Source organism: Halobaculum sp. P14, from assembly GCF_051195155.1.
GTDB lineage: Archaea > Halobacteriota > Halobacteria > Halobacteriales > Haloferacaceae > JBNTKA01.
The window spans coordinates 418439-436068 of sequence record NZ_JBNTKB010000001.1; the positions used below are offsets into that span (position 1 = coordinate 418439).

A 17630-nucleotide genomic window follows, 5' to 3' on the forward strand; every position below is an offset into this window, starting at 1 on the left:
AACTAACTGAGCATGGTCGACTGGACGGAAAAATACCGGCCGCGGTCGCTGTCGGAACTCCGGGGGAACGACAAGGCTGTCGAGCAGTTCCGCGAGTGGGCGGACACGTGGGACGACCACCGGGAGGCCGTGGTGCTGCACGGCAGCCCCGGCGTCGGGAAGACGTCAGCGGCGCACGCGCTCGCCGCCGACGAGGGCTGGGAGACGGTCGAGCTGAACGCCTCCGACCAGCGGACCGCGGACGTCATCGAGCGGTTCGCGGGCCGCGCCGCCAACAACGAGACGCTTGGCGGCGCGAGCGGCGCCGACGACACCGGCGGCCGACAGCTCGTCATCCTGGACGAGGCCGACAACATCCACGGGAACTACGACCGTGGCGGCGCCGGCGCCATCACGTCGCTCGTGAAGAGCGCCGGCCAGCCCGTCGTCCTCATCGCGAACGACTACTACGACATGAGCCGCGGGCTCCGGAACGCCACACGGGAAATCGAGTTCCGCGACGTCGGCAAGCGCAGCATCGTCCCGGTGCTACGCGACATCTGCAGGAAGGAGGACGTCGAGTTCGACGAGGACGCGCTCGAACACATCGCCGAGCGGAACGCCGGCGACCTCCGCGGCGCCGTCAACGACCTGCAGGCCGTCGCCGAGGGGAAAGACCGGCTCACCGAGGAGGACGTCGTCACCGGCGGCAGGGACACGTCGATGGGGATCTTCCCGTTCCTCGACCTCGTGTTGAAGGAGGGCGACTCCGCGCGGGAGGCGCTGCAGTCGAGTTACGACGTCGACGAGACCCCGGACGACCTGACGAAGTGGATCGAGGACAACATGCTGAAGGTGTACGAGCCATCGGAGGCGGTCCGCGCGTACGAACACCTCGCGGACGCCGACGTCTGGCTGGGCCGCGTGCGCGCGAGCCAGAACTACTCGTACTGGCGGTACGCCGGCGACAACCTCTCGGCCGGCGTCGCCGCCGAGCGCGACGAAACGAAGGGCGGGTGGACCCGGTGGGGGCGGCCGCAGTTCTACCACTCGTCGTCGAACGCCGCCGACGACGTCGTCCGGAAGATCGCGACGCGCGGCGGCTTCTCGATGGCGACGGCGCGCCGCGACGTGCTGCCGTTCCTCGCCGAGATGACCCACCACTGCAAGCCGCGGGAACTGACGGTGCTGATGGCGGCCGCCTACGACCTCGACGCCGAGCACGTCTCGTTCGTCACCGGTTCCGGCGAGACGACGAACAAGGTGGAGTCCATCGTCGAGGACGCCGAGGAACTCCGCGCGGAGCGCATGGAGGAGCACTCCGGCGGCGCGTTCGCCGGCGTCCCGACGACCGCCGAGTCAGCCGACGGCGACGACGACGGCGCGGACCAGGCGACGCTCGCGGACGCCGGGTCCGCTGGCTCCGGAGCCGGCGGTGAACGCGCCGCCGAGACTCCCGATGCCGACGCTGCCGACGCCGGCGACGCCGACCCGGAGGCCGCAGACGAGGACGACGACCAGTCCGGCCTCACCGACTTCATGTAGCCGCCTCCGCGTCAGCAACGAAAAAGTCGCGTCGCGGTCCCGCCGCCGCCCGGTCCAGTCGGGGGAGGGACACACTGCTTTTTGCGTCAGTCCTCCGAACCGGCGGGCATGAACGCTGCTGTCCTCCGCGAGTACGGCGAGCCGCTGGACGTGACCGACGTGCCGGCGCCGGAGTGTGCGCCCCACGGCGTCGTCGTGGACGTCGAGGCGTGCGGAATCTGCCGGTCGGACTGGCACGCGTGGATGGGTCACGGCGAGTGGGCGGACGACCAGGCGCCGACCGATTTCGTCCTCGGGCACGAACCGGCGGGGACCGTCGTCGCCGTCGGAAACCGGGTGGAGTCGGTCCGCGAGGGCGACCGCGTGGCCGTGCCGTTCAACCTCGGCTGCGGCGCCTGCGGCGAGTGCCTGAACGGCCACGGGAACACCTGCACCGACGGGCTGGCGCTCGGCTTCGAACGCGAGGTGCCGGGCGCGTTCGCCGAGCAGATGCACGTGCCGCACGCGGACTACAACGCGATGCCGCTCCCGGAGGGCGTCGCGCCGCGGGACGTGGCGGCGCTCGGCTGCCGGTTCATGACGGCGTTCCACGCGCTCGCACACCGCGCGGACGTCGACGGCGGCGACTGGGTCGCGGTGCACGGCTGCGGCGGCGTCGGGCTCTCGGCGGTCCACATCGCCGACGCGCTCGGCGCGCGCGTCGCGGCGGTCGACGTCTCCACGGACGCGCTCGACCGGGCCCGCGACGCCGGCGCCGACGTGACCATCGACGGCCGCGACGCGGCGGTCCCGGACGAAATCGAGTCGGTCACCGGCGGCGGCGCCGACGTGTCGATGGACGCGCTCGGCCGCGCGGAGACCTGCCGGAACTCCGTCGACTGTCTGCGCGTCCGCGGCACCCACGTCCAGGTCGGGCTGACGACGGACGCTGAGCAGGGCGAGGTGAGCCTGCCGACCGACGTGATGACGCGCTGGGAACTCGACTTCGTCGGCGCGCGCGGTATGCCGCCGACCCGCTACGACGAACTGCTCGGGCTCATCGAGGCCGGCGACCTCGACCCGGCGAGCCTCGTCGGCCGCGAGGTCGGCCTCGACGAGGTGTCAGACCGGCTCGCCGCGATGACTCGTTACGAGACCGAAGGCGTCGAGGTTCTGACGTTCTGAGTCCGCCGGCCGGCCGGCTCACGAGCGGGACAGAACTGTTCTGCGGGGAGGGACGTTCGGCTCAGTCGACGTGCGTCACCGACACCGACAGGCCCGCGTCGTCGACGCGGACGACGACGGTGTCGACGCCGACGCCGCCGCCGACCGTCCGGTACAGCTCGATTTCCTCGCGTTCGCGCTGCCCGCTCCACGTCACCTCGACGACGTACCGGCCGGCGTGCTCGAAGAAGCCGGGGGAGAACCGCGTCGACGACGCGGGCAGCACGAACCGGCCGGACACCGTCACCTCGTCGCCGGACAGCGGAGACGGACCGCCCTCGGGCGTCGGTGTCGGCGACGCCGGCGTCGACTCCGGCTGCAACGCGGCCCTGACGACCACGGAGACCTGTTCGGTCCGGCGGTTCACGAGCTTCAGCCCGCCGGGGACGTCGTTCGCGCGGAGCGACCGGCCGCAGCCGGCGACCCCGGCGAGTCCGGCCGCCGCCGCGCGGACGACGCGTCGTCTGCTCGGCACGGACTGAGGTGCGCGCGGCGACGTAAAAAGCAGGGTGGTCGCAGGGGCGGCCGGCTACAGCAGCTTCGAGAGGAACTGCCGGCCGCGCTGGGTCGTCGGCTCCTCGAAGAACTGCTCGGGCGGCGTCCGCTCGACGATTTCGCCGTCCGCCATCAGCGTGACGGAGTCGGCGACCTCGCGGGCGAACCCCATCTCGTGGGTGACGACCATCATCGTCATCCCCTCGTCGGCGAGGTCGCGCATCACTTCCAGCACTTCGCCGACCAGTTCCGGGTCGAGCGCGGACGTGACCTCGTCGAACAGCATCACCTGCGGGTCCATCGCGAGCGCCCGGGCGATGGCGACGCGCTGCTGTTGCCCGCCGGACAGCTCCGCCGGGTACTGGTCGGTCTGCTTCGCGAGGCCGACGCGTTCGAGCAGCCGGTGTGCGTCGTCGTGCGCCTCCGCCTTCGGGACGCCCTTCACCTTCTTCGGCGCGAGCGCGACGTTCTCCAGCGCCGTCAGGTGCGGGAACAGATTGAACGACTGGAACACCATGCCGATGCGCTGCCGGAGCCGATTGATGTCGGCGTCCGGGTCCGTAATCGGCGTGCCGTCCAGCCGGATTTCGCCCGACTGAATCTCTTCGAGCCGATTCGTACAGCGGAGCAGCGTCGACTTCCCGGAGCCGGACGGCCCGATGACGACGCCGACCTCCTGCTCGTCGATTTCGAGGTCGATATCCTTCAGGACGTGAGTGTCGCCGAAGTACTTGTCGACGCTGTCGAATTCGAGCAGCGTCTCGCCGGTCCGGGACGGCTTCCCCGACACGTCTTCGCCGAGCGCCGAGTCGGCTCCGGCCGTGACCCCGGCGTCGACGTCGTCCGCGGCGGTTTCGTCGCTCACGGTCACTCACCCCTCCGGCCGGGGCTGGTGAGTTCACCGGCGCGCTGGACGATGGACGACAGCGGCACCGTGATGAGCAGGTAGAGCGCGCCGACGACGACCAGCGGCGTCCACGGGTCGAACGTGTCGGAGTACGTGTACTGCCACTGGCTGATGAGTTCCGGGAACGCGATGACGGTCAGAAGCGACGTGTCCTTCACAAGGATGATCATGTCGTTGCCGACAGCCGGCACGGCGTTCCGCCACGCCTGCGGCAGGATGACCTCGCGCATCGACTGGACGTAGCCCATGCCGAGCGACCGCGCCGCCTCCATCTGGCCCTCCGGAATCGACTCGATGCCGCCCCGGATGGCTTCGCCGGTGTAGGCGGCGTGGTTCAGCGTCAGTCCGATGACGGCGGCGGGCCACGCGAAGTTCGATATCGGGAAGTTGCCGGTTCCGAACAGCGCCGGAATCCCGTAGAACACCGCGATGAGCTGGAACAGCAGCGGCGTGCCGCGGAAGAACTCGACGTACGCCCGGCTGATGCGCGCCGTGAACGGCGTCTTCGAGACGCGGCCGAGCCCGACGAACACGCCGGCGGTGACGGACGTGATAGCCGACACGACGACGACGCCGATGACGTTGAAGAAGGCGGTGTAGTAGCCCGACGGCGGCGTGACGAGTTTCTGCAGCAGCGCGTAGTCGACGAACTGCTCGCCGATGATGTACCGGCCGAAAAAGAGGATGGCCAGGAACGCCAGAACGAGCAGCGTCACGATCCCGGCGACCAGCATGCTGAGCCGACGGAGCGCCTCGTCGGAAGCGAACTGCTGTCCGCCGTCGTCGGCAGCCTCGGCGTCAGGGTAGCTGGTTCCCATCGACGTGAGTTACCCGGCGAAGTACTCCGAGTAGATGTCGTCGTACGTCCCGTTCTCCTTGATCGTCGCGAGCGCGTCGTTGACCTCCTTGCGGAGCTCGTCGTCGTCCTTCCGGAACGCGATGCCGTAGTCCTCGATGGTGAGCGTGAGGTACGGCGGGGCCTCGCGGCCGGCTTCGACGGCGGCGCCGTCGCCCTCGACGAACCGGAGTTCGTCGTCGTTCTTGCTGACGTACTCGGCGCTGACGGTGTTGTCGTTGATGACCGCGGACACCTGGTTGTTCAACAGCGCGTTGAACGCCGACGCGATGGTGTCGAACCGCTTGATGGTGAGGTCGCCGCCGAGCTCCTCTTTGAGCCCCTCCGCGGCGCCGGCGCCGGTCGTCCCCTTCTGGACGCCGACCGCCTTCCCCTTCAGGTCCGACTTCTCGTCGATGCTGGAGTTCTGCAGCACCGCGATGGTCTGGTACGCCGTGAAGTACGGGTCCGAGAAGTCGACCTTTTCGGCGCGCTCTTCCGTGATGGTCATCGCGGACATGATGACGCGGAAGTTCCCGTTGTTCAGCGCCTGGATGATGCCGTCGAAGCTGGTGTCCTTGAACGAGTACTCGTAGCCGAGCTGGTCCGTGAACACGGCCTGCGCGATGGCCGGGTCGAAGCCGGCGGGCTCGCCGTTCTCCATGTACTCGAACGGCGGATACGGGATGTCCGAGCCGATACTGATGGTTTTGCTGCCGCTGCCGCCGCCGCCGAGACAGCCCGCCATCGCGAGCGCTGCCGCAGCGGTTCCGGTCGACTTGAGATACGTACGTCTCTCCATGACATCCCTCTATTACGCGAACGTATATAAGTCGCCTTCGGTGGTCTCTGCTCGCAGAACTGCACTGATGAACAAGAACGTGCAGCGGAACGCGGCGAACCGAGAGTTCCGTCGGGCTTTCCGGGGCGGCTCAGTTCTGCGTCGACCCGAGCCGTTCGACCGACTCGGCGTCGTCGGCGCCGCGGAGCGTCCACAGCGCCGCCGCGGTCAGGAGGACGGCGGCGGCGACGACGACGCCGTTCACGAGCCGAACCGTCTCGGTGTAGTAGACGAGGTCGCGGCCGAGCAGCATCCCGACGAACAGCAGCGCCGCGGCGGCCGCGGTGGCGACGCGGAGTTTCCGGTGGCCGTCGGCGCCGAGCCACCGCGTCGCGCCGACGAGCGCGGCGAACGCCGCGAGCGACACGCCGAAGAAGGCGGCCTGCGCCCACGGCCGGTAGGCGAGCAGTGGCGGGAGCCGCGAGAACAGGACGCCGGCGAGCAGCCCGGCGAACGCGACGCCGAGCGCGCCGCGCGTCCGTGAGAGCAGACTGCGGGTGTAGGCGCGGTCGCGTTCGTACGCGAGCAGCGCCGCGTACGCCAGTCCGGCGAAGATGCCGAATCCGGTGACGAAGTGCGCGGCGTGAATCGGCGCGGAGTAGCCGCCCGGAAGCGCCCCGTTGAGCGTCACGGTGATGGCGCCGAAAATCGCCTGCAGCGGCGTGAGCACCAGCGCGACGGTCGCGGCCCAGCGCTCGCGCGCGGACCGGCCGGCGCGCCACGCCCAGGCGGCGACGCCGAGAATCAGGAAGCCGGTGATCATCGCCCAGAGCCGGTGGAACCACTCGATGAACGACGGAATCGTCTGCGGGAGGACGCCGCCGTCGCAGAGCGGCCACTGCTGTGCGCAGGCCAGCCCGGACCCGGTCGCGGCCGTGTAGATGCCGAGCATCACGAGGGTGAGCGTCATCCCCGCGGTGAACGCCGCGTACCGACGGAAGCTGAGCCAGTCGGGGGCGCGAGTCATCAGCGGACCTCGGTATCGGCGGCACTTATGGCTGTCCAACCGGGCGCGGAACCGCCGCGGGCGACTGAACTGTTACGGCGCCGCGGCCGCGAACGCGGCGGACTGCCGCCCGCTCGCGGCGGTCACAGCAGATTGTCGAGTTCGTCGTTCTGGAACAGTTTGTCGCCGTCGTCGCTCGGCTCCTCGTCGCGCTCCTGTGCCTCCTTCGCGCGCTGGAGGAACTCCTGGACGCGGCCGGAGCGCTCGACGCCGCCGAGGACGACGAGCGCGGCGAGCCGCTCGGAGTCCAACGGGAAGTCGCCGCCGCGGACCTCCATACTCCCGGTCTCCTCTTCGAGCCACTTCCGCGCGCGCTCCGCGCCTTTCCGCGAGATGCGGTCGGGCTTCCCTGCGAGGACGAGCAGCGCCGCCTCGGCCTTCGTCGCGTCCGGGAGGCTCGTCCCGGTGAGCAGCGCGTTCCGGGCGACGCTGGTCACGACGTTGATGTTCGCGTCGGGGTCGTCGCTGGCGTCGGCGACGGCGTAGCCGAGCGCCGCGATGCTGCCCGAGCGGAGCGTGTTGATGACCTCGGAGGTGTCGACGACGGACTCGCCGACGCCCTCGACGGCTTCGCCGGCCGCGAGCACGAGGCCGACGCGCCGCGCGATGCTCTGGTTGATGGAGTCGAACCCCTCTTCGAGGCTCTCGCCGGAGGAGTGCCAGGCGTCGTTGTCGATGAGGATGGTCGAGTCGGCTTCGCGCGCCAGCGTCTTCAGCGACCGGCCGGCGTTCACCTGGTACATCGCGCCTTCGCTCTTCCCGGGGAGGATTGCGAGCGCGTACACCGGGACGCTGTACACCCGCTTGAGTTCTCTCGCGAGTACGGGCGCGCCGCCGGAGCCGGTGCCGCCGCCGAGCCCGGCGACGACGAAGATGGCTTCGGCCTCGGCGGTGATGCGGCCGTCGAGCGCCGACATGACTTCGCCGACGTCAGCCTGCATCACTTCGGCTCCGAGTTCGTTGTCGCCGCCGACGCCGTGGCCGCTCACGCGGTCTTGGCCGACGAGCACCGTGTCGAGTTGGAGGGACTGGAGGTCGGCGGTCGCGCTGTTCACGGCGAGCGCGCCCTTCACTGCACCGAACCCCATTTCGCGGTCGAAGTCGACCAGCGCGGACGTCACCTTCCCGCCGGCCTGTCCGACCCCGATGAGGACCGTCTTCATACCGCGTAATTCCGCGTCACCGTGCTTGAATCTTCCCACGGATGCGTCCCGGAACTTTAGGTGCGATGACGGAGCCACCCCGGGGCATGCCCACACCCGACTGCGACGACGCGCCCGAATCCGTTCCGGCGGGGGCCGAGAACAGCCACACCGACGTCGACCGCCGCGCCGACCACGCGGCCCTCGACGCCCGGCTGTCCGCCGTGGAGCGAACGCTCTCGGGCGAAGCGGCACCCGACGACCTCCTCGACTCGGCCGCCACCGCAGAACGGCTCGACGCCGTCGAAGCCGAGGCCGCCGGGCTGGCCGACCGCGTCACGGAACTGGAGGCCGCGGTTCAGGCGCTCCGCGGCTACGTCGGCGCAGTCCGCGCGGTGAACCGGGACGTCGAACGCCGCGCGGACCTCGCGCTCGCGACGGCGGAGCGGCTGACAGACGCCACCGGAGCCGACGCCGTCGACGACGCGGACCTCGCCGAAGCGGCCGGCACAGATACCGGAGAGCGCGGCTCGGACGACCCGGGCGTCTCCGGCGAGCGCCGCGACGGCCTCGCCGCTCGGCTCCGCGACGCGCTGTGATTCGCGTCGTCCTCGCGGTCGCCGTCACCGCGGCACTCCTCGCGGCGTCGCTCCCGGTCATCGAGTCCGTCAGCGCCGAACGAACAGCCGCGGAACTCGACCGGGCGACTGTTCGACTGGACCGTGCCGCGGCCGACCTGCTGTCCGCGGAATCCGCGGTCGACGCCGGTCGGCGCGGCGCTCGCCGCACGGTCGGCCTCCGACTCCCGGCCCGGTCGCTGGTTGCCGCTCCGGTTCGGTTCGTCGCGCTGTGTCCCGGTCGCCGAGCGACCGTCAGGTACGCCGTCGGGCGCGGTCCGACCGTCACGCGCCGGCTGTCCACACCGATGGCCGTCGAGGGAGTAACAGCGGGGGGTGGCGGTGGAGTGACGGCGGAGAGTGACGGTGGAGCGATGACTGGCGATGGTGGCGGAGCGCTGGTGCTCACTGAACCGGGTGCTCATCTGCTGACGCTCGAAGTGACACACCGAGTAGGAAGCAGCCGGCGAGTCGTCGTCTCCGCGTCCGAGAGTTCAAGTACTGGAACGGGACCACCGCGCCCATGCGGCTCTCAGAGACGCTCCGACGGTACGTCGGCTCCGACACCGGCGGCGCTGGCGACTCCGCCACCGACTCGGCCTGTCGCTGTACGGTCAGCCTGGTGGACGGCGCCGGCGCGGGCGGCGAACGGGTGACGCTCCACGTCGACGCCGCGGCCTGTCCACGCGGCGGCGACTTGGCGACGTCGCCGGGCTGCCGAGCGTCGGTGGTCAGTGCGCTGGCGGCCCGCGACGCAGACCTCGTCCGCGTTCACGACGCCGGCGTCGACCGTGTCTACGACGGGCGGGCCGCCGCGCTTCTGCTCGCCGCGGGCCGCTTCGTCGACGCGGCGGCCTTCCACGACCCCGAACTCGCCGACCGCGCACGCCGTGATCCGCTCGCCGTCGCGCGTGAAGCGACCGGTCGAGCCGGACCGGTGAACCGGCTCGCGGCCGAAACCGGGCTGGCAGCGTGCGCGGCCGATGCGGCCGGCTACGACGACGCGCTCCGAGCGACGACCGCCCCCGCGGTCGCGCTCGGCCGCGCCGCCGCGGAACCGCCCGCGGCGTCGACGCTCCGCGACCGCACCGTGCTCGACACCGGCGCCACCGTCCGCATCTACGACGTGAACGACGCGAACGACGCGGGGCGCGTTCGGCCGCACTACCACGTGACGCCGCCCAGTTCCGGGCTCGATGCCGCCGCGCTGTCGACGCTGACCGACGCCTACGGTGCGCTCGCCGACGGAACTGTCAGCAGCGACGGAAGCGGCGTCCAGGGACACGGAAGTGACGGCGTCCGCGTTGCCGGCCGTGCGGTCCGGGCTGCCGCTGAGGACCGCGACGCGGCCGTCCCGGTCGAGACGCTCACGGCGGTTCTCGCGAAACACACCCGCGGAATCGGCGTCTTCGAGGACCTGTTCGCGGACGATAGGCTGACGGACGCGTACCTGACGGCGCCGGTCGATTCGGCGCCGGTTCGGGTCGTCGTCGCGGGGGAGGCGATGACGACGAACGTCAGGCTGACGGCGGCGGAGGCGGAGACGCTCGCCTCCCGAGTCCGTGCGGCGAGCGGCCGGTCGTTCTCGCGCGCGGCGCCGACGACGGACGCCGCTCTCCCCACAATCAGCGACCGGTTCAGCGACGCCGGTGGCGGCTCCGCAGCCGGAGCGGTTCGCGTGGCCGGCGTCACCGCGCCGGCGAGCGACGGCCCTGGGTTCGCGTTCCGCCGACGCGACGACGAGCCGTGGACGCTTCCGCGACTCGTCGCCGCCGGGTCGCTCCCGGCTCGCGCCGCCGCGTTGCTGTGGCTGGCGGCCGAACGCGGCGCCGCCGGACTCGTCGCCGGTCCGCGCGGCGCCGGGAAGACGACGACGCTCGCCGCGTGCTGCTGGGCGATTCCGCCGGCGGCCCGGACGATCGTCGTCGAAGACACGCCGGAACTCCCCGTCGCCGCGATGTGCGACGCCGGACGCGACGTCCAGTCGCTCCGGGTCGGGACCGACGGCGACGCTGCGTTGACACCGACCGACGCCGTCCGGGCCGCGCTGCGCCTCGGCGACGGCGCGCTCGTCGTCGGCGAGGTCAGGGGCGCGGAGGCGCGGGCGCTGTACGAGGCGATGCGGGTCGGCGCCGCCGCGGACGCCGTCCTCGGCACGATTCACGGCACCGGCGCCGCGGCGGTCCGCGAACGCGTCGTCTCCGACCTCGGGGTTCCGGCGTCGTCGTTCGCCGCGACCGACTTCGTCGCGACGCTCGGCGCCGACCACCGGCTCGACGCCGTCGAAGAGGTGCGAGCCACCGGAACCGGCGCGGCCGCGGACAGCCGGTTCGTCTCGCTGTTCTCGCGCGGCGACGCCGACCCCGGCGGCGCAGCGGCCGGCCGAGACGGAGATGCTGCCGACACGGGCGTCATCGACCGCGGCGACAGCGCGCTGCTCGCCGGGCTCGCGGCGCCCGACGAGACGTACCGTGACGTCAGGGACGCGCTGAACGAATCGGCCGAGAGGATTCAGGCGCTCGCGGACGACGGCCGAACCGGACGGGCCGCGGTGGCTTCGGGGCTCGGAGAGCCGTGAGCCGGACTCGGAGCGGTGATGCTGCTGCCGCCGCGGTCGCGGCCGTCCGGCTGTTCGCCCGGTGCTATCCGTTTCGGCCTGCGGCGAGCGACGAACTCGTCCGGTCGCTCAACGCGCTCGATGGAGACGAGCAGGTGGACGCAGAAACAGTCGTTCGAGCCGGGTACGGTCTCTGCGTCGTCCTCGCTCCCGCGGTCGCCGCGGGGCTGTTCCTCGCCGGAGGCTTCCCGCGTCTCGCCGTACCGCCGGTCGCTCTCGCCGCCGGACTCGCGGCGGCACACGCTGTTCACCGTGCGCCGGTCCTGCTGGCGGCGGTTCGCCGGACGCGGGCGGTCGGCGCCGCGTCGGAGTTGGTCAGCGCGCTCGTGCTCGGGATGCGGCTTCGGCCGGTTCCGGAGCGCGCAGTCCGGTTCGCCGCGGAGTCGACGGCGGGGCCGCTCGCCCGGAGTCTGTCGGGCGCCGTCACGCGAGCGGCGACGACACCGGAGTCGGGGCTCGACTCGTTCGCCGCCGAGTGGGCGCCCTGGTTCCCGGCGCTCGACAGGGCGGCGTCGCTCGTCGTCGCGGCCGCGCACGCGCCGTCCGACCACAGGAAGCGCTTGCTCGACCGAGCGACCGCCGCCGTCGACGCCGAACTCCGAGATTCGGCGGCATCGTTCGCGCGGGAGCTTCGGGCACCCGTCACCGGGCTGTACGCGTTCGGGGTGCTCCTGCCGCTGGCGCTCGTCGGCGTGCTCCCGGCCGCAGCGGCCGCGGGAGTGCCCGTCACGGCCGGCGCGTTCGTCGCGGTGTACGACGTGGTACTCCCTGCGGCGCTCGTGGTCGCCGGCGCGAAGTTGCTGCTCGCGCGGCCGGTCGCGTTCCCCGTTCCGTCGGTCGCAGCCACGCACCCGGGCCTTCCGTCGCCGCGTCGCCGCGCCGTCGGCTCAGTCGGCGTGGGCGCCGGGAGTGCGGCGGTGAGCGCCGCGCTCGCGTCGGCGGTAGCCGCGCCGTGGGCGGCGCCGGTGGTCGCCGTCGGCGTCGGTGTCGGTACGGCCGCAGTCGTCTGGTTCCGCCCCGTGAAAGCGGTCCGCGACGAGGTCGCCGCCGTCCAGCGCGGACTCCCGGACGCGCTGGCGCTCGTCGGGCGGCGAGTCGCCGACGGTGCGTCGGTCGAAACGGCCGTCGAGGACGTGAGCGCGGCGCTCACAGGACCGGTCGGCGACGCGTTCGCGGACGCGGCTCGGCGTCGACGGGCGCTCGGCGTCGACGTCCGAGCGGCGTTCGTCGGGGACGGAGGGCCGTTCGCCGCCGCGACGGGTCGACGGCTGCGAGCCGCCGGAACGCTGCTGTCGGTCGCGGCCCGCGAGGGTCGACCGGCCGGGGCTGCGCTGGTCTCGCACGCCGAGCGCCTCGACGAACTGCACGAACACGAGCGCGCCGCCCGGCGCGACCTCGCGGACGTCACCGGGACGCTCCGGGACACCGCGGCCGTGTTCGGGCCGCTCGTCGGCGGCGCCTCCGTCGCCCTCGCGGCCCGACTCTCCGCCGTCGACGCCGCCGGAGCCGCATCGACCGCCGCCGTCACCGCCAGTGCAGGGCGCGGCGGCGTCGACTCGTCGGTCGCCGTCGGCGCCGGCGCGCTCCCGATATCCACGCTCGGGCCCGCAGTCGGCGTCTACGTCCTGCTCATGGCGGCGACGCTGACGACGCTCGCCGTCGGCGTCGACCGCGGCCTCGACCGCGCGACCGTCGGCGTCCGCGTCGGCGAGGCGCTCCTCTGTGCGACCGGGGCGTTCCTCGTCGGCTACGTCGCCGCCGCACTCGTCGTCTGAGCGTCCGCGGCGTCGAGCGCCACCGAACCCCGTCGGCTCGCCGGCGCTTCCGCGGGCTGCGTAGATTCAAATACGGGAACGAGGCCACCGCGGGGTATGCTCGACACACCCGTCGACTCGCTGTACGCGTGGCTCGGCGTCGCCGCGGTCGCGACGGCCGCGCTCGGCACCGCGTTCGGTCTTCCGACTGCGCCGCCGCCGGATGCGACGGCCGCAGCGAACGTCGTCGACCGCGTCGCCGCCGCGGAGCCACCGGCCGCCGCGGAGGTTCGGCTCGCAGCCGACCGGGCCACGGTCGGGCCGCGCGGCGTCGTGCTGCGGTCTGACGCCGGCGTGGCGCACGCACCGTTCGCGTTCGACTCGGTCGTCGCCGCCGGGAGCCACGACCAACTCGTCTCGGTCGCACGCGGTGAACCCCCGTCCGCCGCGTTCGGCTCCTCCGCGGCGTTCGCAGATGCGGTTCGAACGTCCCGAACCGGTGACCGCGCTGCCGACGCGGTCTCCTGGAGTTCAGCGTCGGCCGGAGGACCGACGGCGACGCTGTTCGTCGCGCACGTCGCCTGGGGCGACACGGAGGTGACGCTCGTCCATGTCGAGTGACGCCCGCGCGGTCGCAGAACCGACCGTGGCGCTCGGTGCGACGCTCGCCGTCGTGCTCGGAGTGAGCGCGTACGCCGTCGTCCTCGCCGACACGGCACCGTCGACGCAGCGGGACCGAGCGACACCGACGCTCACCAGGCTCTACGAGCGGCTCGCGGACGGCGGCGTCGTCGGCCCGGACGCGCTCGACACAGCGACGGAGGCGATTCAGGTCGACGCTCGCGTTCGCGTCACGCTCCGGGCCGCAGACCGCGTCTGGCGCGTCGGTCCGGCGGCTCCGCCCGGCGCCGAAACGGCGGAGCGAACGGTTTCTGTCGGCGTCGCTCCGGGCCGCGTCGACCCCGGGACGCTCCGCGTGGAGGTGTGGTCGTGACGAGCACTGCGGTCGACGTTTCGCTCTGTCTCCTCCTCGTGAGCGCGGCCGCGGTCACTCTCGTCGGCGCCGACGCCGGCGCAGCGACGGGGACGGTCGCTGCCGGTGCGGACAGCCGGGCAGGGGCCACCGTCCAACTGCTCGCAGCGAGCACAGCCACCGTGAAATACCAGCCGGATAGCGGCGGCAGCAGGCAGACAGCGAGCGGTGACGGACTGACTGGTTCGAATCGAACTGCCCACGGAACGCTCGCTGAACTCCTTGCGGCGGCCTTAGCGCGGTCGGCGTCTACCGCGAACGGAAATCGGGTCGATGAACGAGCCGGGTTCCGGCGTGCAGTCCGCGGCGCGGTCGCCGAGGCGGTCGGCGCGCGAACGCAGATTCTCGTTCGGGAGCCGGTCCCCGGCGGAGCCGCGGCGACGCCGACACCCGGCATCGTCGTCGGCGCTGACCCGCCGCCCGTCGGGGCGGTTCACGCCGCCCGGTTCACCGTCCCAGCAGCCGGGAGAGCCGGCGGGGAACGCGGCGGCGCGGAAACGACGGCCGTCAGCGACCGCCGCGTCGTCATCGTCGTCAGGACGTGGTCCGCGTGACCCTCGGCTCCGACCGCCGGGGACGCGTCCCGTTCGCGCTCGTCGGCGTCGTGCTGCTGCTCGGCAGCGTCACCTACGGCCACACGCTCGCCGTCGCCGGGCCGGTGACGGAGGACCGGTCGGTCGACGACGCCGTGGACCGCGCGGAATCGGCTGTCAGGCCCGCGCTCAGAGTCGCCGCCGCGCGGGCGGCCCGTGCGGCCGCCCGAACGCCGGTGACTGATCCGTCCGAGACCGCGGTTGGTGCGGCACTCGACCCCGAACAGCCGTTCCGTGACGCGCTCCGGCTCCGAATTGCCGTCCGTGCCGCGGACGCACTCGAACAGGTGTCGGTGCGTACCGGGGGCGTCGACGTCACCGCGTCGCTTCCGCGGCTCGAAGGCCCCGCCGACGTCCGGATTGCTATCGAACGGGTCTCCGTCGACGGCGTGAACAACGGGACCGGGCTTCGCGTCACGGTGCGGAACGTCAGCCTGACCGCGCATCGGAACGGCCGCGTCGTCGCGACTGACCGGGAGACGTACACCGTCACTGTCGGCGTCCCGGTGCTGGCGATGCATCAGCGGGTACAGCGGTACGAGCGGCGGCTGAACGCGGACCCGTTCCGTCCGGGATTGGGTCGGGCGCTCACCTGGCGACTCACTGCTGTCGCCGAGGCGCGCGGCCTCGCGCAGTGGGGCGGCGCTCCGGTCGAGAACGTCCTCTCGAACCGCCACGTCGAGCTGTCGACGAACGCCGCGGCGCTCCGCGCACAGCGAGCCGCGTTCGGGCGGGCGGACCCCGACGGCCGTGCCGCGCTGCTCCGAGCGACCGCGCGAGTCGGCGCAACGGACCTCCTCGCGGCATCGCGGACCCGGCAAGCGGGCTGGACGGACACGGTCCTCAGCGTGAGCGACGCCGCACGGCAACCGGATTCGGGCGTCGGAGCCCGGTTCGCCTCCGTGAACGGGTCCGCCGACGGCGCTTCCGTGCCGGACTCGTTCACCGTCGGCGTGAACCGCACCGCCGACACCGCGTTCGTGACCCTGCTCGAAGGCCGGTTCGACGAGGTGTTGGCGGCGTCCTACCGGGCCGAGGTGACGCGTCGCGTCCGGGTCGTCAGCGCCACCCGCGGCGTACGTCCGACTCCCGACGACCCGGGAGCGAACTGGACGCTCGTCGGCGAACAGCGCCACCGCTCGGCCGCGGTGGTCGACCGCGACGCCGCGAGCGACGCCTCCGACCCCGCGTCGTTTCTGGCCGCCGACCGGTCCGTCGTCGTCGACCACGTGGTGGTCAGAACGTGGAGCAACGGCTCCGCGACGAGAACCACCCGCGGGGACTGGACCGACCGCTACCGAGTCCGCGTCACGGTTCGAGGCACGTATCGGCCGTCGGTTCCCGGGCCATCCCGAACGACGTCGCCCGTGTTCCGTGCCGGCGGCGCGCTCGACGGACCGAACCTCGCTGACATCGAGCGCCGCGCCAGAGACCGGTTCGCGCCGAGTAGCGCGGCGGTCGACCGGCTCGCGAAGCGAGCGACCCGCCGAGGTGCCAGCACGACGACCGCGACGGTTCAGGGGAGTCGGCCCGCCAGCCTCCGCGACTGGGTGTACCGTGACGTAGCGCGGCTTCGCGACCGGGTCCGAGCCGTGACGACGACCGTGTCGCGGTCGGAGCTCGCAGCCGGCCGTGCGAACGCCGCCGCCGAACTCGCCGCGGCCCTCCGCGCTCGCCGCACCGAACTACTGGACGCGCCCGCGACGTACGACGGGGCAGCGGACCGGGCCCGCGTCGCCGCACGGGCCGCCTATCTCGACGCCGTCGTCGAAGCCCTCGACCAGCGGAGCGCGACCGCCGCCGACCGAAACGGGGCCTTTCGGTCAGTGCTGCGCGACGCCGGTGTCGACGTCGACGCGGCGGGCAGACTCGCCGCGCTCAGCCGCACCGCGGCCGACGCGACTGCGCCGGCTCCCCGGCCGGCGGGCCGGTGGCTCGACCGACCGGTCGTCTTGACGCCGCACGGTGACCCGGGCTATCTGACGCTCACCGCGGTCGACGCGGCACAGGCATCCAGCGTCACGCCCGGAACGACCGTCCACCCGCTCGCCGCGCGCAACACGAACGTGTTCACGCTGCCGACGGGGGACGCTTCGGACACCGTCGCGTCGGCGGTGTTTCCGGCTCGCCGGACGGCGCGGTTCCGCGTCGGCGCCCGCGCGCTGCGGTCGGCGAACCGGACGCTCGCCGCGGCGCCGAACCGGACGCTCCGCCGGCACCGCGACGCGCTCCTCGTCGCCGTCACGGAGTCGATGCGAGGCGTCGACGACCGGGCGGACGCGGTGCTTCGCCGTCGCACGCAACTCACCCGGTCGGAGCGGCGGGCGGCCGTCGAGGCGACGAAGCACCGGTGGCCCGCCGTCGGCGTCCGCGCCGTCGCCGCGACGAACGGCTCGTACGCGAACGTCGTTGCGGCCGCGGCCGCCGAGGATGAGGCTCTTTCCGGCGTCGAGTCGGACCGGCTCGCCGTCGCTCTCCGGGTCGTCGTCGCGGACGAAGTGACGAGTCGCCGAGTCGCGGTCCCGCGCGGAATGACGAACGCGACAGTCACCGAAACCCGATCGGTCAGACACGCGCTGGTCGCCGCCGCCGTCAGGAAGGCTGGCGAGCGGGGCGTGGCGGCGGTGAGAGAGCGCTACGTCAACGAGACGTTCGCCGGTGTGCTCGCCGGGCTGCCGGTCGCGCCGATCCCGGGGTACTGGTACGCGACCGTGAACGTGTGGGACGTCGAGGTTCGCGGCGTCTATCCGCGGTTCAGCGTCACCGCGTCCACCGGCGGCCCGCTCGGCTCGGGTGCCGGCGCCCGATACGTCCGGGACGGCTCGGTCGCCGCGCTCGACGTCGACGGCGACGGCGACGCGGAACGACTCGGACGCGCCGAGCGCGTCTCGTTCCGGACTCGAACCGCGGTGTTCGTCGTCGTCCCCGCCGGGAAGAGCGGCGTCGGCGACGTCGACGGCAACGCCGACGAGCGGTCCGCCGGCTGGCCCTGTCCGTCGCCGACGGCGACGGCCGCCTGTCCGGCGAACAGCAACGTGGGTGGGTGAACGGACGGACGGCGCG

Annotated in this window: 15 protein-coding genes and 1 pseudogene; 10 read left to right on the forward strand and 6 right to left on the reverse strand. The window is 72.5% G+C overall.

The features are described 5' to 3' along the window. The first annotated feature begins 12 nt into the window (after positions 1–12). Both ACQUS7_RS02150 and ACQUS7_RS02155 read left to right on the forward strand, forming a co-directional pair. Positions 13–1524: a replication factor C large subunit gene (locus tag ACQUS7_RS02150; RefSeq protein ID WP_435144177.1), complete on the forward strand. Its 1512-nt coding sequence runs from the start codon at positions 13–15 to the stop codon at positions 1522–1524. 108 nt (positions 1525–1632) lie between these two features. After that, entirely contained in the window at positions 1633–2688 is a 1056-nt protein-coding gene (locus ACQUS7_RS02155) for a zinc-dependent alcohol dehydrogenase family protein (RefSeq protein ID WP_435144180.1), read from the forward strand. A 61-nt stretch (positions 2689–2749) separates the two neighbouring features. Here ACQUS7_RS02155 and ACQUS7_RS02160 read toward each other — a convergent pair whose 3' ends face one another. The 6 genes from ACQUS7_RS02160 to ACQUS7_RS02185 all read right to left on the reverse strand — a co-directional run bounded on the left by ACQUS7_RS02160 (position 2750) and on the right by ACQUS7_RS02185 (position 7974). Further along, positions 2750–3202, reverse strand: coding sequence for a hypothetical protein (locus tag ACQUS7_RS02160; RefSeq protein ID WP_435144183.1), 453 nt, complete (start codon positions 3200–3202; stop codon positions 2750–2752). Between the two features lie 54 nt (positions 3203–3256). Further along, complete coding sequence (locus ACQUS7_RS02165) at positions 3257–4012, reverse strand: amino acid ABC transporter ATP-binding protein (protein ID WP_435145220.1); 756 nt, start codon at positions 4010–4012, stop codon at positions 3257–3259. Between the two features lie 77 nt (positions 4013–4089). After that, positions 4090–4947: an amino acid ABC transporter permease gene (locus ACQUS7_RS02170; protein WP_435144185.1), complete on the reverse strand. Its 858-nt coding sequence runs from the start codon at positions 4945–4947 to the stop codon at positions 4090–4092. A gap of 9 nt (positions 4948–4956) precedes the next feature. After that, positions 4957–5766 (reverse strand): basic amino acid ABC transporter substrate-binding protein, encoded by an 810-nt coding sequence (locus tag ACQUS7_RS02175; protein ID WP_435144187.1) that lies wholly within the window; start codon positions 5764–5766, stop codon positions 4957–4959. A 130-nt stretch (positions 5767–5896) separates the two neighbouring features. Beyond that, entirely contained in the window at positions 5897–6772 is an 876-nt protein-coding gene (locus tag ACQUS7_RS02180) for a COX15/CtaA family protein (protein WP_435144190.1), read from the reverse strand. A gap of 122 nt (positions 6773–6894) precedes the next feature. Next, complete coding sequence (locus tag ACQUS7_RS02185; RefSeq protein WP_435144193.1) at positions 6895–7974, reverse strand: tubulin/FtsZ family protein; 1080 nt, start codon at positions 7972–7974, stop codon at positions 6895–6897. A gap of 86 nt (positions 7975–8060) precedes the next feature. On the opposite strand from ACQUS7_RS02185, the gene ACQUS7_RS02190 reads away from it, so the two are divergent. The 8 genes and pseudogenes from ACQUS7_RS02190 to ACQUS7_RS02225 all read left to right on the forward strand — a co-directional run bounded on the left by ACQUS7_RS02190 (position 8061) and on the right by ACQUS7_RS02225 (position 17614). Then, positions 8061–8552 carry a DUF7310 family coiled-coil domain-containing protein gene (locus ACQUS7_RS02190; protein ID WP_435144196.1) on the forward strand — a complete coding sequence of 164 codons (492 nt, stop codon included), beginning with the start codon at positions 8061–8063 and terminating at the stop codon, positions 8550–8552. Beyond that, positions 8549–9037 (forward strand): annotated as a pseudogene (locus ACQUS7_RS02195) (DUF7311 family protein); the annotation flags it as partial. The gene ACQUS7_RS02190 and the pseudogene ACQUS7_RS02195, both read left to right, overlap by 4 nt. Before the next feature lie 56 nt (positions 9038–9093). Then, on the forward strand, positions 9094–11148 hold the full coding sequence (locus tag ACQUS7_RS02200) for an ATPase, T2SS/T4P/T4SS family (RefSeq protein ID WP_435144199.1): 2055 nt from the start codon (positions 9094–9096) through the stop codon (positions 11146–11148). Next, the gene (locus ACQUS7_RS02205; RefSeq protein ID WP_435144201.1) at positions 11145–12962 is read left to right on the forward strand and encodes a type II secretion system protein; all 1818 of its coding nucleotides are present in this window, start codon (positions 11145–11147) and stop codon (positions 12960–12962) included. The genes ACQUS7_RS02200 and ACQUS7_RS02205 overlap by 4 nt, the downstream gene beginning before the upstream one ends. Before the next feature lie 96 nt (positions 12963–13058). After that, positions 13059–13562, forward strand: a complete 504-nt coding sequence (locus ACQUS7_RS02210) for a DUF7283 family protein (RefSeq protein WP_435144204.1) — start codon at positions 13059–13061, stop codon at positions 13560–13562. Further along, the gene (locus ACQUS7_RS02215; RefSeq protein WP_435144207.1) at positions 13552–13935 is read left to right on the forward strand and encodes a DUF7285 family protein; all 384 of its coding nucleotides are present in this window, start codon (positions 13552–13554) and stop codon (positions 13933–13935) included. The genes ACQUS7_RS02210 and ACQUS7_RS02215 overlap by 11 nt, the downstream gene beginning before the upstream one ends. Then, positions 13932–14528 (forward strand): DUF7284 family protein, encoded by a 597-nt coding sequence (locus ACQUS7_RS02220; protein WP_435144209.1) that lies wholly within the window; start codon positions 13932–13934, stop codon positions 14526–14528. Before ACQUS7_RS02215 ends, ACQUS7_RS02220 begins: the two co-directional genes overlap by 4 nt. Further along, positions 14525–17614 (forward strand): DUF7286 family protein, encoded by a 3090-nt coding sequence (locus ACQUS7_RS02225; RefSeq protein WP_435144211.1) that lies wholly within the window; start codon positions 14525–14527, stop codon positions 17612–17614. Before ACQUS7_RS02220 ends, ACQUS7_RS02225 begins: the two co-directional genes overlap by 4 nt. Positions 17615–17630 lie beyond the last annotated feature (16 nt).

What these genes read in the sequence shown, in the direction of transcription:
- ACQUS7_RS02175 (WP_435144187.1), bottom strand. Translation starts at nt 5,766, where the DNA reads ATGGAGAGACGTACGTATCTCAAGTCGACCGGAACCGCTGCGGCAGCG.
- ACQUS7_RS02155 (WP_435144180.1), top strand. Translation starts at nt 1,633, where the DNA reads ATGAACGCTGCTGTCCTCCGCGAGTACGGCGAGCCGCTGGACGTGACC.
- ACQUS7_RS02180 (WP_435144190.1), bottom strand. Translation starts at nt 6,772, where the DNA reads ATGACTCGCGCCCCCGACTGGCTCAGCTTCCGTCGGTACGCGGCGTTC.
- ACQUS7_RS02210 (WP_435144204.1), top strand. Translation starts at nt 13,059, where the DNA reads ATGCTCGACACACCCGTCGACTCGCTGTACGCGTGGCTCGGCGTCGCC.
- ACQUS7_RS02185 (WP_435144193.1), bottom strand. Translation starts at nt 7,974, where the DNA reads ATGAAGACGGTCCTCATCGGGGTCGGACAGGCCGGCGGGAAGGTGACG.
- ACQUS7_RS02150 (WP_435144177.1), top strand. Translation starts at nt 13, where the DNA reads ATGGTCGACTGGACGGAAAAATACCGGCCGCGGTCGCTGTCGGAACTC.
- ACQUS7_RS02215 (WP_435144207.1), top strand. Translation starts at nt 13,552, where the DNA reads ATGTCGAGTGACGCCCGCGCGGTCGCAGAACCGACCGTGGCGCTCGGT.
- ACQUS7_RS02170 (WP_435144185.1), bottom strand. Translation starts at nt 4,947, where the DNA reads ATGGGAACCAGCTACCCTGACGCCGAGGCTGCCGACGACGGCGGACAG.
- ACQUS7_RS02190 (WP_435144196.1), top strand. Translation starts at nt 8,061, where the DNA reads ATGCCCACACCCGACTGCGACGACGCGCCCGAATCCGTTCCGGCGGGG.
- ACQUS7_RS02200 (WP_435144199.1), top strand. Translation starts at nt 9,094, where the DNA reads ATGCGGCTCTCAGAGACGCTCCGACGGTACGTCGGCTCCGACACCGGC.